General features: G+C 64.1%; 7 protein-coding genes and 1 riboswitch. Of the genes, 5 read left to right on the top strand and 2 right to left on the bottom strand.

Going from position 1 to position 16,000, the window contains the following annotated elements; translation table 11 throughout:
- Positions 1-257: 257 nt before the first annotated feature.
- Positions 258-4,991, bottom strand: a complete 4,734-nt coding sequence (locus HBN54_RS07750; protein ID WP_168672608.1) for a beta strand repeat-containing protein — start codon at positions 4,989-4,991, stop codon at positions 258-260.
- A 747-nt stretch (positions 4,992-5,738) separates the two neighbouring features.
- On the opposite strand from HBN54_RS07750, the gene HBN54_RS07745 reads away from it, so the two are divergent.
- A complete protein-coding gene (locus HBN54_RS07745; protein WP_168672607.1) occupies positions 5,739-8,357 on the top strand; it encodes a gliding motility-associated C-terminal domain-containing protein in 2,619 nt (872 codons plus the stop codon).
- A gap of 258 nt (positions 8,358-8,615) precedes the next feature.
- Here the strand turns inward: HBN54_RS07745 and HBN54_RS07740 are convergent, their stop codons facing one another.
- Complete coding sequence (locus HBN54_RS07740) at positions 8,616-9,611, bottom strand: cation diffusion facilitator family transporter (RefSeq protein ID WP_168672606.1); 996 nt, start codon at positions 9,609-9,611, stop codon at positions 8,616-8,618.
- A 274-nt stretch (positions 9,612-9,885) separates the two neighbouring features.
- Here HBN54_RS07740 and HBN54_RS07735 point away from each other — a divergent pair, with 274 nt between their 5' ends.
- The 4 genes from HBN54_RS07735 (at position 9,886) to HBN54_RS07720 (ending at position 15,954) form a co-directional block, all read left to right on the top strand.
- Positions 9,886-11,247 (top strand): Nramp family divalent metal transporter, encoded by a 1,362-nt coding sequence (locus HBN54_RS07735; protein ID WP_168672605.1) that lies wholly within the window; start codon positions 9,886-9,888, stop codon positions 11,245-11,247.
- Positions 11,248-11,358: 111 nt separating this feature from the next.
- The gene (locus HBN54_RS07730) at positions 11,359-12,240 is read left to right on the top strand and encodes a transporter (RefSeq protein ID WP_168672604.1); all 882 of its coding nucleotides are present in this window, start codon (positions 11,359-11,361) and stop codon (positions 12,238-12,240) included.
- A 194-nt stretch (positions 12,241-12,434) separates the two neighbouring features.
- Positions 12,435-12,648: riboswitch (cobalamin riboswitch) on the top strand.
- 161 nt (positions 12,649-12,809) lie between these two features.
- Positions 12,810-14,795 carry a TonB-dependent receptor plug domain-containing protein gene (locus HBN54_RS07725; RefSeq protein WP_168672603.1) on the top strand — a complete coding sequence of 662 codons (1,986 nt, stop codon included), beginning with the start codon at positions 12,810-12,812 and terminating at the stop codon, positions 14,793-14,795.
- Between the two features lie 43 nt (positions 14,796-14,838).
- Positions 14,839-15,954: a DUF5074 domain-containing protein gene (locus HBN54_RS07720; RefSeq protein ID WP_168672602.1), complete on the top strand. Its 1,116-nt coding sequence runs from the start codon at positions 14,839-14,841 to the stop codon at positions 15,952-15,954.
- The last annotated feature ends 46 nt before the right edge of the window (positions 15,955-16,000 follow it).

Genomic DNA, 16,000 nt, shown 5'->3' with positions numbered 1-16,000 from the left:
CTTGTGCAGAAGTGCTCGGCTGAGCCGGTCTGACCGCCCTAGGCGGTCTGACCGGTTGTCGTGAGAACGAAACCGTGGGTTCGACCAATTGTCGCGAGAACGAAACCGTGGGAGCTTCAACCGGTCAGACCGCCTAGGGCGGTCAGACCGGCAGGCCCGACTCAGATACGCTCACGGCTGCATGACTACCTAAATTCAACCAAAAAAGGGCCGGCAAATTGCCGGCCCTTTTCGTTGCGTGGTAGTTGTGCGGAGGGTTATTCCAGCACCACTTTGCGGGTCAGGACCTGGCCGGCCACCGTCACGCGGAGCGTGTAGAGGCCCGTGGCCAGGCCGTGGGTGCTCAGGGTTTGCTCGGCGGTGCCGCTCAGGGCTTTGGTCGCTACTACCTGGCCCAGGGCATTGAGGAGGGTTGCCTGCCCGGTTCCGCTCAGGCCACTCAGGCGCAGGGTGAGCTGGCCGGTGCTGCTGGGGTTGGGGTACACCAGCAGCGCGTCGGTATCAGCCTGGGCGCGGGTGGCGGTAGGCAGGCTCAGGATGGTGAAGGAGCCCGCCGTATCGGAGCTGCCGTAGCCGCTCACGGCCACGTAGTAGCGCGTGCCCACCGTGAGGCCCGTCAGGCTCACGGGGCCCACATTGAGGTTGTTGTTAGCTGCGGCCTGGCATTTCACGCTGGTGAACGGCCCGGCGGCGCAATCGGGGCTGGTGTACACGCGCACCATGCCGGCGGCCGTACCCGTGATGGTCAGGGTGCGGGTCGTCGTCGTGGCCACAAAGGAGAACCACACATCCTTGGGCTGGGCCGCCGGCGAGCAGGCCGGCGTGATGATGCCGTTCTGGATGCTGGTGGTCGAACCCACGTTCGAGCCAGTGATGGTGGTGGTGCCCAGGGCAACCGCGCCGCAGGGCTCATCGTTGGCCGGCGCGGTGAGCGGCGTGGTGAAGCACGTCGGCCCCACGAAAGTGCTGCTGCCATTCGTCGTGCCGCAGTTCTGGCGTACGTAGAAGCAGTAGTCGGTAGCCGCCTGCAGGCTGGTCAGCGCGTAGGTAGCGGCCGTGAGGCCGGTGACGCTGGTGCCGGTGCCCTGCGTAAAGCCCTGAACGCCGTATTCCAGCTCGTAGGTATTGCCGGCGGGCAGGCCGCCCGTGGGAGCCACCCAGCTCAGCGTGGCCGTCGTGTTGGTCACGTTGGTAGCCGTGGGGCCGCTGGGGGCGGCGCAGTTCGACGGCGCCGTGGCGCACACCGCAATCAGGCCGGCAGTGGTGCTGCTAAACGCCCAGGCGCGGATGTAGAGCACCTCGCCGGGCGTGCGGCCCGTGAGGGCCACCTGCGAGTACAGGCCGTTGGTGTCGTCGTTGCAGCCAATCTCCGTCAGGTTGCCGCAGGTACCGGAGTACAGGCTGATAACCGTATCGGTGATGTTGCTGCCAGCGGTGGGGGCCACGGTTTTCACCGTTACCGACCCGCTCACGGGCACCGTCACTTTAAACCACACGTCCCGGTTCAGGGTAGCGGAGCAGCTTGGAGTGGGGGCCCCCGCCGAGGTGGTGGCGGCGGTGTTATCGGAAGTAGTCTGGGTGATGCAGGTGCCAAATTGAATGGGCACGCTGAGCGCCCCGGCGCACTCATCATTCAGCGGCGCTACCGGCGGGGTGGTGAAGGTGAGCGTGGCGGCCGGCGAGGTCTGGCCCGCGCCGCAGTTGCTCACAATGGTAATCGTGTAGCTCGTGCCGGGCGTCAGGCCGGTCAGGTTCACCGGCGAGGTCGTGGCCGTCTGGGTCGTGGTGGTGCCGCCGGCGGGGGTCACCGTCACCGTGTAGGTAGTGGTGGCGGTGCCGGGCGTGAAGTTCACGGTGGCCGCCGTAGGCGTTACGCCGCTGGCGGAGAGGCCCGTTACGGTAGGGCAGGCCAGGTAGGTGATGTTCACGTTATCCAGGCCAATATCGGTGGTGCCGAAGTCGCCCACGGCGCGCAGCCGGATGATGGTAGTGGCCGTGAGGCCCGTGCCGGGCAGGTTCACCGTCTGGCGGGTCCAGGTGCCGGCCTGGCCGATTCGGGCCAGCGCCGCGCTGAACGTGGTGCCGCCGTTGGTGCTTATAAACACGTTCAGCGAGTCGGTGCCCGAGGTGTTGATGTAGTCGAAGCTGAGCGCGGGCGTGCCCGATGTGCCCGCCATGTTGGCAAACAAATCCAGGCTGCCCCGGGCGCGGCCCGACACATTGTAGGAGTGGAAGCGGGCCGAGTGCAGGCTGGTGCCCGAGCCCAGCGGGCTGCCAGCCGGCGTGTAAATGCCCAAAGCCGGGCCGGTCCAGGCGGCGCTGGCGCCGTCGTCGTCGCGGCGCCACGAGTTGTTGCCCGTCAGCGGGGTGTTGCGCCAGTTCACGGCCGGAACTTCGTTTGTGCCGCACTGGCTGGTCCAGGCGGCCTCAAAGTCCTGGTTGTAAGGCGTCGTGTTGTTGATGAGCACATACGGGGCCGCCGCGCAGCTTGTGGTGAAGCTGGTGGTGGTAGCCGTGGAAGTCGTGCTGCCGCTGCAGTTGCTCACAATGCTCACGGTATAGGCCGTGTTGGGCGTCAGGCCCGTCAGCGTTATCGGGGCCGATGAAGGAGCAGGGGTGACGGTGGTGGCCGTGCCGCCGGCCGGGGTCACGGTCACCGTGTAGGTGGTGGGGCCGGCCGGCGGGGTAAAGTTCAGCACCGCGCCGGTGGCCGTCACGCCCGTAGCCGTGAGGTTGGTCACGGCCGCGCAGGCGATGTAGCTCACCCGCACGTTGTCTACCCCGATGTCGGAGAAGCCAAAGTCACCCGTGCCGCGCAGGCGCACGATGGTGGTAGCCGTGAGGCTGGCCGGCAGCGATATCAGCTGGTGCGCCCAGGTAGTGGTTGTGTTCAGGCCCAATATGGCGGCGCTGAACGACGTGCCGCCGTTGGTGCTCACAAATACCTTCAGCGAGTCGGTGCCCGAGGTGTTGATGTAGTCAAACTCCAGCGTGGGCGTGCCCACGGTGCCGGCCATGTTCACGTACAGGTCCAGCGTGCCCCGGGTACCGCTCGTGGCATCGTAGGAGTGGAAACGGGCCGAGTGCAGGCTGGTGCCCGTGCCCAGCGGGCTACCGGCGGGCGTGAACGCCCCCGACGTACCGTCCCAGGTGGCGCTGGTGCCGTCGTCGTCGCGGCGCCACGAGGTGTTGCCCGTCAGGGGCGTCGTGCGCCAGTTCACGCCGGGAATCTCGCGGGTGCCGCACTGGCTCAACCAGGTAGCTTCAAAGTCCTGGGTGTAAGGCGTGGTGTTGTTCACCGTAACATAAGGAGCGGCCAGGCAGCTCGTCGAGAACGTAACCACCGTGGGCTGCGAAGTCGAGCCGGCGCCGCAGTTGCCCACAATGCTCACGGTATAAGCCGTGCTGGCCGTCAGGCCCGTCAGCGTCAGGGGCGACGCCGTGATGGTTTGGGTGGTGGCCGTACCGCCGGCCGGCGTCACCGTCACGGTGTAAGTCGTTGGGCCAGAAGCCGGCGTAAAGCTCACCGTGGCACCCGTGGCCGTAATGCCGGTTGCCGTAGCAGCCGTCACGGCGGGGCAGGAAATGTAGCTCACCCGCACGTTGTCTACCCCAATATCGGTAACGCCAAAGTCGCTGGTGGCGCGCAGCCGGATAATGGTGGTGGCCGTCAGGCCGGTGGCGGGCAGGTTCACCGTCTGGCGGGTCCAGGCGGTGGCCGTGGTCAGGCCCAGCAGCACGGGGTTGAACGTGGTGCCGCCGTTGGTGCTCACAAATACCTTTAGCGAGTCGGTGCCCGAGGTGTTGATGTAATCGAAGTTCAGTGTGGGCGTGCCCACCGTACCGGCCATGTTCACGGCCAGGTCCAGCGTGCCGCGGGTGCCGCTGGTAGCATTATAAGAGTGGAAGCGGGCCGAGTGCAGGCTGGTGCCTGTGCCCAGCGGGCTGCCGGCCGGCGTGTAGGCCCCTGAGTTGCCACTCCAGGCGGCGCTGGTGCCGTCGTCGTCGCGGCGCCAGGCGTTGTTGCCCGTCAGGGGCAGGCTGCGCCAGTTGGCATCGGGCGCATCGCGGGTGGCGCACACGTTCAGCCAGGTGGCTTCAAAGTCCTGGGTGTAGGCCGTCGTGTTGTTCACGAGGGCGTAAGGCGCGCTGGTGCAGCCCGTGAAGAACGTAATGGCGTTGGCGGCCGAAGTCGAGCCCGTGCCGCAATTGCCCACAATGCTCACGGTGTAGCTCGTGCTGGCCGTCAGGCCCGTCAGCGCCAGGGGCGACGCCGTGATGGTCTGAGTGGTGGCCGTGCCGCCGGCCGGCGTCACCGTCACGGTGTAGGTGGTGGCCGACGAGGATGGCGTGAAAGCCACCGAAGCGCCCGTGGCCGTGATGCCCGAAACCGCGAGGTTGCTCACGCTCGGGCACGCCGCTGGTGCTCCCACCGTGAGTGTAAAGTCCTTGGTTTCGCCGCTGCCAAACGAGGTGCAGGCATCGGCCGCGCCGTTGGCATTGCCCGCGCCCCGGCTGCGAATACGCATGCCCGTAGTGCCCTGCACGGCCGTAGTGGGCACCAGCAGCGTAGCGCTCACCGGCGTGCCCGTGGGCGAGGCCGTGGCTATCTGGGTCCATTCGCTGGCTTCGTACACGAAATTGTGGTTGTAGTCAATCCACACCGATACAATGCTGCTGCCGGTCAGGGTTACGCTCAGCGTATACGGCACGCCACCCGAAATAGCGCCCGTATTGGTGCCGGTAGCCGGATAGCTGGTATAGGCCTGGCCGCCGGTAGCGGCGCAGCTAAGCCCCGTCGCGTTGAGCGTAGTGCCCGACAAGCCCACGTCAGTAATATCGTTGCCGCCGCAGGAGCCGCCCAGGCCCGTTGCGCAGTAGGCCGTCGTCTGGGCCTGGGCCGGCCCGCTACCAAAGAGCAGTGCCGCGAGCAGCAGTACCCCCGCCTGCGGCCAGTGCCGCCGCGTGAAAGAACGTAGAAGTGTCGTCATAAGTAGGAGAGTGGGGTGAAGAGGGGAAAAATGGAGAAAAGGTGGGGAAATGCCGCAACGGCCAGCAGCCGCTCCTGCCGGTTTGGTGTCGTAATGTAGAGACAAAGCTCGAATGTTTGGCTGCCTTACCTGCTTTTAACCATTTACTTACCACAAAGGCAAATTGCTGTTGCCAGCTTCTTTTTAGTACCCACTAGCCGAGCTATTAGAAAAATTGTCTTTTTAGGCGCCCTGATATCCAAATAATGCGGTTGATTATTATAAATATGTTCATTAAACAAGGATGATATGTGTTATTTTTGACTCTTAACTGTCATCGAAGCAAGGCGAAACTTCGTGCCCGTGCGTGCACCCGGTCAGTTGGCTTCGTCCTCATTACTGAGCACCCTTGCCTGGCGCACTGGTCCGCCGCTACTGCCCATAAGCAGGAGGTAAGTGCTGTATTTCAGGAGTTTGCTACTGATGCATTGCCCTGTTGGGGCTTGGCAAATGGCAATTTGCGTAAGTCCCGTTAGCGTTGAGCTTAACCGGCGTGGGGCTGGTAGAATGGAAAGCTGAAAATAAGTTCATTTTTGACTGAAAAAATATCGTTTGTGGCCCTTAATTTGCTATATGCGGTGATAGTTTTATGGCTTTTTTTGAACTCGCTCTTTCTGCCTGTATCTTGGTTCGCTGATTAGTTGGCACCCACCCGTTTTGTGTTTTTTTACACCCACTACACCCCCCTCACCCCCTCTTTTTTCACCCATGAGAAAAACTTTACAATCTTTCATCCTCCTGCTCTTTGCGTGTAGCCTGCTGGGCGGGCTGCCGTCGGCACGAGCTTCCCACTTGCTGGGCTGCGACATGACCTACACCTCGCTGGGCAACAACCAGTACCGGGTGAAATTCCGCCTCTACCGCGACTGTTCCGGTATTACGGCCTCGCCCTTCACGCTCTCGTGCCGCAACGGCGGCTGCAACGCAACGGCCACGGTATCGGCCCCACTCGTGCAGCAGGGCGTTCCATTGGCCGCTACACCACTGTGCCCCAGCACGCCCAATTCCTGCGCCAACCCGTCGTCGCTCTATCCGCTCTACGACTTCACCAACTACGAAGCCACTGTGACGCTGCCCCCCGGCCAGTGGACAATGAGCACGAGCCAGGGCTCGCGCCCCACCATCGCCAACATCGTTGGCTCGCCCGACCTGTATGCCGAGGCCTACCTCGACAACCGCAGCAGTGGCACCACCACGGTGGCCAATACCTCGCCCCAGTTCGACCCGCAGGATATTCCGATTCAGTACGTGTGCGTGAACCAGCGCACCACCTTCGGCTTCTCGGCTATTGAGCCCGATGGCGACTCGCTGGTGTATGCCCTGGCCGCTCCGCTGGCTTCCTGCGGCACGCCCGTGGTCTATACCTCTTACCCGGGTGCCAACGCCGGCGGCGTATTTATCATCACCCGCAGCCCGCTGTGCATTCTGGAAATCCCCGGCCTCACGGGCGGCACGCTGTTTACGCCCACGCTGCCTATTCCGGTAGCTACCGACACCACCGGGGTTTGCCCCATCAAGCAGGGCGTACCGTATTTCGGCCTCAACCAGTCGGCCCGCACGGTTACCTTCACCCCAAACGTATATAGCCCGGCTACCTCCGCCGCCGATGGCCGCAACAAGTACCAGGTAGTGGTGGAAGTAACCGAGTATCGCCGCGTCAACGGCGTGCGCCGCATTGTGGGCCGCGTGCGCCGCGAGGCCGTGCTCATCGTTATCAACTGCGGCACCAACACCACGCCCAACCCGGTGCAGGCCACCAACCAGACGCCCAACTCCAACACCGGCACCATCAACACTGCCGATACTACCCAAATCAACGTGTATTCGTGCAACTACTCGCGCGTACTGGTAAACTTCACCGACCCCGACAACCTGCGCACCCCCAGCGCGCACCAGCTGCTGACGGTAACCCTGCCCTCGAACATCAACACCGACCCCAGCTACCTGGCTGCGGGCGATGTGGGCACGTTCACCCTGTCCGGCAACGGCACCGAGAACCCCCGCGGCGTCTTCTTCTTCCAGCCCTCGCCTTCGCAGGTGGGCCGCACCATCCGCATCAACGTGCGGGTGGAAGACAACGCGTGCCCGGTAAAGGGCCTGCAGAACCGGGTAATTGTCATCAAAATTCTGCGGGGCAACTTCGCCTCGGCCGTGGCGGCCGTGGGCGGTTCCACCCTCCTGGGCTCGGCGGCAATCTGCCGCGGCAACTCGCTTTCGCTGCAAGGCCGCGTAATCCGGCCTGACTCGGTGCGCCGCCTGGCCACTAACACGACGCAGGCGCAGGTGTATACCTACCAGTGGACGGCTTCGGCCGGCGGCACCGGCCTGCCCGCCGTCACCAACGTGCAGAACATCGCGGTGAAGCCCACCGTTACCACGCGCTATTTCCTGACCATTGCGCCTACGCTGGGCTTTGCACAAGGTGCCTGCGGCGATACCACCTCCATTCTGGTGCGGGTGGTGGCCCCGCCGGTAGCCCGCGTGGTTACCAACAACGCCTACATCTGCCCCGGCGGAACGGCCACGCTCCAGGCGTCGGCAACTACGACCGGCAGCCCCGCCGGCACGTACACCTACGCCTTCCGGGCGGCCAACGGCCTGGCTACCGCCGATTTGACGAAGGCCAACCCCACAGTTAACCCCACGGTAACCACCCGCTATTACGTAACGGCCTCGGGCAGCGCCCCCACGAGCTGCACGGATACGGCTTCGGTGCTGGTGCGGGTGCTGCCCGGCGTGGTAGCCAACTTCACTACCGCCGACTCGGTGGGCCTCAACGGCCAGCGCACCAACCGCCCGCCGGTAATCTTCACCTTCAAAGACGCCTCGACCGTGACCGGCCTGCCGCAGGGTGCCTCCACCACCTACAAGTGGACCTACGAGCGGGTGCGCGACATTGCCAACAACCGGGTGTCGGGCACGGAAACGACTTTCGGCACGGCATCGGCTACGCCGGGCCCGCTGCAGCTGGCCATCGCCGGCTACTACCGTATCCGTCTCACCACGTTGGTTTCCATCGTCAACGGCGGGGTTACCACCACCTGTACGCCTTCGGTGAAGGAGCGCATCGTGCTGGTGCCTGATTTGCAGGTGCCCAACGTAATCACGCCCAACGGCGATGGCCAGAACGATTACTTCAAGGTTTCAACCGTTAGCACCACCAACAGCAAGATTGAGATTTTCAACCGCTGGGGCCGCAAGGTGTACGAACAGGCCAACTACGCCAACAACTGGGGGGGCGATAACCAGCCCGCCGGGGTGTACTATTACCTGCTCACGGCTTCCAACGGTGCGCAGACCAAAGGCTGGATTGAGGTAGTGCGCTAAGCCCTGCTTCTCACCAGATGCACCAAAAAAGGGTGCCGCGATTATCGCGGCACCCTTTTTTAGTTGTGGCTAAGCCAGCGTGGTTCCCGGGTGCGCGTACCTGCACGCAGCAGTAGCAGCAGTAGCGCGAACTTTATAGTTCGCGTCCCCGCGCCGTCAGAGTAGTTCTAACGGCGCGGGGACGCGAACTACAAAGTTCGCGCTACAAGCACACGAACGCTGTGAATGCCGCAGTACTGCTTACTTCTGCACCACTGTTCAGGCCGACTGCCCGAGATGGTGCCGCTCGTTTTTCACGGCGTTCTGCACGGTCCAGGTCACTTCGTGCCGCAGGGGGAACTGCCGCACCGGGCAGGCGGGCATCAGGCAGAGGGAGCAGGCGGCAAAGGTGCAGGGGTCGGCGTGCACGAACATCTCGACTTCCACCGCGAACCGCGCCCGAATGAGCTCCTCGATGTCGTGAAGCTCGGTGTGCACCTGCTCCAGGGTGAAATAGTAGGGCATCTGCATGTGGCAGTCGATGTGCAGGTTGGCGCCGTAGCGCTGCACGCGCAGGTTGTGCACGTCAATCCACGAAGCTCGGCGCTGAACCTGGAGCTCGGCAATTACCTCGGCCACCACGGCGGTATCGGTTTCGTCCATCAGGCCCGATACGGCCCGGCGCAGCATCCGCCCGCCATTCACCAGGATGAAGCCGCCCAGCAGCAGGGCCGCGCCCGAGTCGAACCGCACGATGCCCGTGGCCGCCACCAGCACCAGCGCCCCCGACGAGACGATGGACGTGAGCGCATCAATGTAGAGGTGCTGCCCGTCGCCCACCAGTGCCACCGACTTCAGGCGCTTGCCGTTGCGCACCAGCAGCAGGCCCACGGCCAGGTTCACCACGGCGGTGCTGGCCAGCAGCGCCACGCCCCAGTCGGGCCGGGCCACGGGGTGGGGGTGCAAAAAGTGCCCGCTGGCGCTGTAGAGAATAAAGGCACCGGCCATGAAAATCAGTCCCCCTTCAAAGCCGAGCGACAGGTTCTCGATTTTGCCGTGGCCGTAGGGATGGTTCTCATCCTTGGGCAGGCTGGACAGGTAGAGGCTATAAAGCGCAAATCCACTGGTAGCCACGTTGATGATGCTCTCCAGTGCATCGGTGAGCACCGCCTGCGAGCGGGTGAGGTGGTAGGCGTAGAACTTAACGGCCACGAGCCCGATGCTGACCACGAGGGACAGCAGGCCGAGGCGGTACTTGGTTTGGGAGGACGTCATGCAGCGGGATTTACGGTGCAAAGGTCGGGCACCGGCCGCAAGCGGGGCGGCGTGCCCGGCGCGGGCTTCCAAGTGGCTACCCACCGCCGCAGCTGCCGGCCAAAACCTAAACGATTCGGTAGCCGCCGCATTACGTAGTTGGCAAACGTTGCCACTGCCGCGAAAAATTGCCGCCTGATGGCAACTTTTTTTACGTAATGTTGTATTTAAGGCAGTCGAAAATTATTTTTAGGCTAATCTAAAAAGAGGCCCTTGCCCTTACCGATTGATTAACGTGCCTCCTTCTACATTAACTGATACCCAGCCAACCAACCCAGATGCCGGCTGGCGCCACCCCCGCCGGGGCAATTCGCTGAGCGAGGTATACGCCAGCATCAAGGTGCCGCCGGCCAATGCCTCATTTTGGCGCAAGCTGATGGCCTTTTGGGGGCCGGGCCTGCTGGTAGCCGTGGGCTACATGGACCCCGGCAACTGGGCCACCGACCTGGCCGGTGGCGCCCGCTACGGCTATACGCTGCTGTCGGTGGTATTGATTTCCAACCTGTTCGCCATGCTGCTGCAGCACCTGGCGGCCAAGCTGGGCATTGTGACCGGGCGCGACCTGGCCCAGGCCTGCCGCGACCACTACTCGCGCCCCATCAGCCTGATGCTGTGGGTGCTGTGCGAAATAGCCATCGCGGCCTGCGATTTGGCCGAAGTCATTGGCTCGGCCATTGCGCTCAACCTGCTGTTTGGCCTGCCCATTGCCTGGGGGGTGGTCCTCACCACCCTGGATGTGCTGGTGGTGCTGTTCTTCCAGAACAAGGGCTTTCGCATCATCGAAAGCATAGTGGCGGGGCTTATCGTGTTGATTTTCGGGTGCTTTCTCTACGAAATTATCGCCTCGCACCCCGACTGGCTGGCGCTGAGCAAAGGTCTGGTGCCGCGCCTCGAGGTCGTGACCAATCCGCAGATGCTCTATGTGGCCATCGGTATCTTGGGCGCTACCGTGATGCCGCACAACCTCTACCTGCACTCCAGCATCGTGCAAACGCGGGCCTTCCCGCAGGACGAGCCCGGCAAACGCTCGGCCATCAAGTTTGCCACCATCGACTCGACGCTGGCCCTGTTTCTGGCCTTTTTCGTGAACGCGGCCATTCTGGTCACGGCTGCCGCCGCCTTCCACGGCAAGGGCCACAACGACGTGGCCGACATTGCCGATGCCCACAAGCTCCTCACGCCAGTTCTGGGTGCGGGCGCAGCCAGCGCGGTCTTCGCCATCGCGCTGCTGGCCTCGGGCCAGAACTCGACCCTGACCGGCACGCTGGCCGGCCAGATTGTGATGGAAGGCTTCCTCGATTTGAAGCTGAAACCCTGGTTACGCCGGCTCATCACCCGCCTGATTGCGGTGGTGCCGGCCCTGGTGGTGGCCATTGTGTATGGCGAAAAAGGCACCGGGCAGCTGCTGGTGCTCAGTCAGGTTATTTTGTCGTTTCAACTCAGCTTCGCGGTGGTGCCGCTGGTGCTGTTCACGGGCAGCCGGGCCAAAATGGGCGTGTTTGCCAACCGGCCGGTGGTGCAGGCTATTGCGTGGGTGGTCACCGGCATCATCATTTGCCTGAACGTGTTTTTGCTCTGGCAAACCTTTGCTGAATAACACTTTGGGGCGGGGAGCGCCTTGCGCGGCTGCCAGGTGCGCCGGGCGCAGGTAGTAGGGCCATTTCAGGAGCAAATCGCCCGTGCCGAGGAGCTTTGCGTATAGGCGGCCATGCCAATAATCAATACCCTGCTTCGTCGCGGTGCCATTTGCCTGCTCCCGCTGGTGCCCGTAGCTGCGGCACGGGCCCAGGAGGGGTTAAAAAACGACACCATTAAGGTCGACAAAAACCAGTTCAACCTGTTTCGGCCCACGCCGCGCCAACACATGCGCCCCATGGTGCCCGACCGCCCCGGCATCACCGAAAGCCCGTATTCGGTCGATGCGGGCCACTTTCAGTACGAAACCGACGCCCTGCGCCTGCTCACGCGCCGCGAGGGCACGGCCTACGGGCACGACTGGTACATCAACCACGCCCTGGCCAAAATCGGCCTTACCAACCGCACCGACCTGCAGGTTGGCCTCGATTCCTACACCGCCACCCGCAGCTACGACGATGCCGACCCCAGCCAGACAACCGTATCCAGGGGCCTCGGCGACCTGAATATCCGCCTGAAACACACGCTGGTGGGCGACGACAACAGCCGCTGGGCCCTGGGCCTGATTGGCTACGTGACCCTGCCCACCGGCGGCCCGCGCGGCGACGGGGCCGTGGAATACGGCGCGGTCCTGCCCGTGGTATACCAGCTCACCAAGCCCTGGAGCATTGGCGGCCAGGTGGCCACGCAGGTGTACTGGGACCGCGAAACCCACTCGCGCTACCTGCAACTCACGCCCACGTTCACCACTGATTATCAGTTCTCTAAATTTGCGCAGGCCTTTGTGGAGCTGGTGGGCTACCGCGACGTGCGCCAGTCCTCCTGGCTGAGCTCCATCAACACGGGTGTGCAGCTCGACCTGAGCGACAACGTGCAGCTCGATTTCGGCACCCACCAGCCCATCACCAATTCCGTGGACCGCGAATATTTCCTGGGCATGAGCTTCCGGCGCTGAGATTGTAGCGTGGAAGCTGTTTGAAAAGTCAGTCCGAAGTCGTTGTTCCGGTCTGACCGCCCTAGGCGGTCTGACCGGTTGCCGCGAGAACGACGCCAGTGCTTGTTGGGCCGATGCCAGCGACAACCGGTCGGACCGCCTAGGGCGGTCGGACCGGCGCAACCCGATTTTCTAAACATAGTCCACGCTACGCGCTACCTTTGCCCCGTCAAGGTGCCAGACCCCAATCGCGGGGCGCGGCTGAAAAGGGAATCCGGTTCAACGCCGGAGCTGTCCCCGCAACTGTACGCTTCACATCGGAGCGGGCCACGAATGCCACTGTTTTTGGTTGATTATCAACCGAATAAATGGGAAGGCGGCCCGCTCGGCGAAGCAAGCCAGGAGACCTGCCCGGACATTCACAGGTTCAGCATTCGCGGAGGACGAATGGAGAAAGAAAGCAGCGGCCGCCCCCGGGCAGCCACCTTACCCCCTGTTTTTCGGCCTCGGTCTGGCGTTGGTTTTCTTCAATTGAAGAGAGCCTCCGGTAGATTTTGAATCGAATTTTCTTAATCGAAAATTTGATTCGGATGCGTTGTTTTTCACTCAGCCGGTTGGCGGTAGTCTGCGGATTACTAGCCGTAACCGGTGTGGCCCGCGCCCAGCCGCTGCGCCCTGCGCCGCCCGATTCGGCCCGGCTCAGCCGGCGGCTGCACCAGCTGGCCGAGGTGAACGTGCGCGCCGTGGGCCCCGAGCGATTTGCCACCGGCAGTCGGCACTACGCCGCCGATTCGGCCACCCTGAGCCAGTACCGCGACGGCACCGTGGCCGAGCTGCTGCAGGACCGTACTCCGCTGTATATCAAGAGCTACGGGCCGGGCCAGCTGGCCTCTATCAGCATTCGGGGCACCTCGGCCCAGCAAACGGCCGTGCTTTGGAACGGCCTGAATATCATGTTGCCCACCCTGGGCCAGAACGATTTTGCGCTGCTGCCCGTGGGGGCCAATACCCGCCTGGCCGTGCAGCCCGGTCCGGCCGCCGCCCTCTACGGTAGCGGGGCCATTGGCGGGGCCGTGCTCCTGAACACCACGCCCGACTGGCGGCCCGGCCTGCGGGGCAGCGTGCAGGCCGATGCCGGCAGCTTTGGCCTGCGCGGCGGTAGCGCCGAGGTGAGCACCGCCAACGCCGCCGTGGCCGTGCGCGTGGCCGCCAGCTACCGCCAGGCCCTCAACAACTACCCCTACACCACCCAGGAATTTGGCGGGCCGGTGCAGCGCACGCTGGTCGGGGCCGCCCTGCGCCACCAGTGGAGCCTGGCCCCCGAAGTGGCCCTGCGCCTGGGCCCGGCCGGCCAGCTCACCGCCAGCGCGTGGTTCACCGACACCGACCGCGAGGTGGAGCCCACCGCCGGCCTCAACCGCCACGCCCGGCAGCTCGACCAAAGCCGCCGGCTGGTGCTCAGCTACCGCCACCAGGCTTCGGCGCGGGCGCAGTGGCTGGTGCGCGCCGCGGCATTTGAGGACGTGCTGAACTACCACGACGACGGCATCACGAGCGACTCGCGCGTACGCACCACCCAGGGCCAGGCCGAATACACGGCCGCCGTGGGCGCGCGCGGCTCCCTGCGCGTGGGGGCCGAGGTGCAGCATTTCAGCACCACGTTCCGCGAGTACGCCAGCCCGCTGACCACCGAAAACCGCGCCGCCGCGTTCGCGCTGTTTCGCTACGACCCGCAGCCCCGCCTGCGCCTCACGGCCAACCTGCGCCAAGCCGCGCTGCCCCAGGGCAACCCCCTCACGCCCACCGCCGGCCTGGAATGGGACCTCTGGGCGAATGGCCCGGCCCCCGACTCCCTCACCAGTTCACCAACTCACCAACTCACCTTCAAGGCCAGCGCGGCCCACACCTACCGCGCCCCTACGCTCAACGAACGGTTCTTTAACCCCGGCGGCAACCCCAACCTGCGTCCTGAAATCGGGCTGGGCTACGAGGCCGGCCTGCTGCACCGCACCCAACTCGCGCTCCGTACCACGCTGCAAACCGAGCTCACCGGCTACCGCCAGCTGGTGGACGACTGGGTGCAATGGACGCCCGGCCCCGAAGGCTACTGGCGGCCGCGCAACCTGCGCCAGGTGCTCACGCAGGGCCTGGAGGCTAGCACGGCGCTCACGCTCCGGCGCGGGGCGCACCGCCTGGGGGCGCGGGCGGCCTACGCCTTCACCCAGGCCCGCACCCGCCGCGCCACCCCCGACGACCCCGTGCCCGTGGGCCAGCCGCTGCCCTACGTGCCCACCCACACCGGCACCCTGAGCCTGGACTATGCCTGGCACGCCTGGCGCGTGGCCGCCGCCACCAGCGCCACCAGCTACCGCTACATCGATGCCACCGCCCGGGCCTTTCTGCCCGGCTACGGCCTGCTGGGCGGCAGCGTGGGCTATGCGCTGCGCCTGCACGGGGCCGAGGCGCTGCTACTGCTGCAAGGCAACAACCTCCTCAATCAGGCCTACGAGAGCTATGAAGGCCGCCCCGCGCCGCCCCGCGCCTTGAGCGTGAGCCTGCGCCTGAGTTGGCGCTGATAAACTGCATTCAATCCTCCATTTTTCTCCTTTTTATTTCCCCATGCGTTTTTCTAACTATTTGATTGTTTCGGCGCTGGCTTTGGTGAGCCTGGCCGGCTGTAGCCCCGACAAGGATGTGACCGTGGCCCCGTCGAGCGACAATACCAACGTGTTTGTGCTCAACGAAGGGCTGTATTCCGCCACCGGTACGGGCACCATTTCGCTGTTTAATAAAAGCACCAAGGCCGTAACCCCCGACCTGTTCGCGAGCGTGAACGGCGCGGGCCGCCGCCTGGGCAACGTGGTGCAGAGCATGGCCGTGCGCGACAAGCGCGGCTACATCGTGGTGAACGGGGCCAATAAAGTGGAAGTGGTGTCGCTGCCCGATTTCAAGTCGGTGGGCGTCATCAACGGGCTGAACAGCCCCCGCTATTTCCTGCCCATCAGCACGAGCCGGGCCTACGTGACGCAGTGGGGCGCCTACAATTCGGCCTACAACCCGATTCGCGTTGGTATCAAGGTAATTGACTTGATTACCAATACGGTGGTCGATAGCATCGCCACCGGGAGTACGCCGGAGCGCCTGACTATGGCCGGCGGCAAGGTGTTCGTGGCCAACTACGGCAGCAACACCGTCACCGTCATCGACCCCGCCACCAACCGTGTCACCAATACCCTGACCGTGGGCGATGCCCCCAACAGCTTCGCGCTCGACAAAAACAACCGCCTGTGGGTGCTCTGCGGCGGGCTGATTGCCTACAACGCCAACTACACCGTGGACTACGCGGCCACTACGCCGGGCAAGCTCGTCGGCCTCGACCCGGCCAATCCTGCGGTGGGGGCCACCTCGCGCACCTTCGCCAGCAACCGCTACGCGCCCACCGACATCCATACCAACCCGGCCGGCGACCAGCTCTACTTCCGCGCCGCCGATGGCTATTCCTACCTGGGGGCCGTGGTGCGCCTGGGCATTGCCGACGCCGCTTTGCCGTCGCTCACGGGTACGCCCTTCATCGACGGGCTGTTCTACGGCCTGGGCATCGACCCGGTCGATGGCACTGTTTACACCGGCACGGGTACCTTCTCGGTCGATAAAATGACGCGCTACCAGCCCAACGGCACCAAAATCGACGAAACCGTGGTGGGCGCTGGCCCCAACGGCTTCGTGTTCTTCTAAGCCGGGGCGCTCAGCCGCCAGCTTTCCCGTTCCTTCTCCTTCCTTT

Source organism: Hymenobacter artigasi (assembly GCF_012275535.1).
GTDB classification, from domain to species: domain Bacteria; phylum Bacteroidota; class Bacteroidia; order Cytophagales; family Hymenobacteraceae; genus Hymenobacter; species Hymenobacter artigasi.
This window is presented reverse-complemented; position numbering and strand designations above follow the sequence as displayed.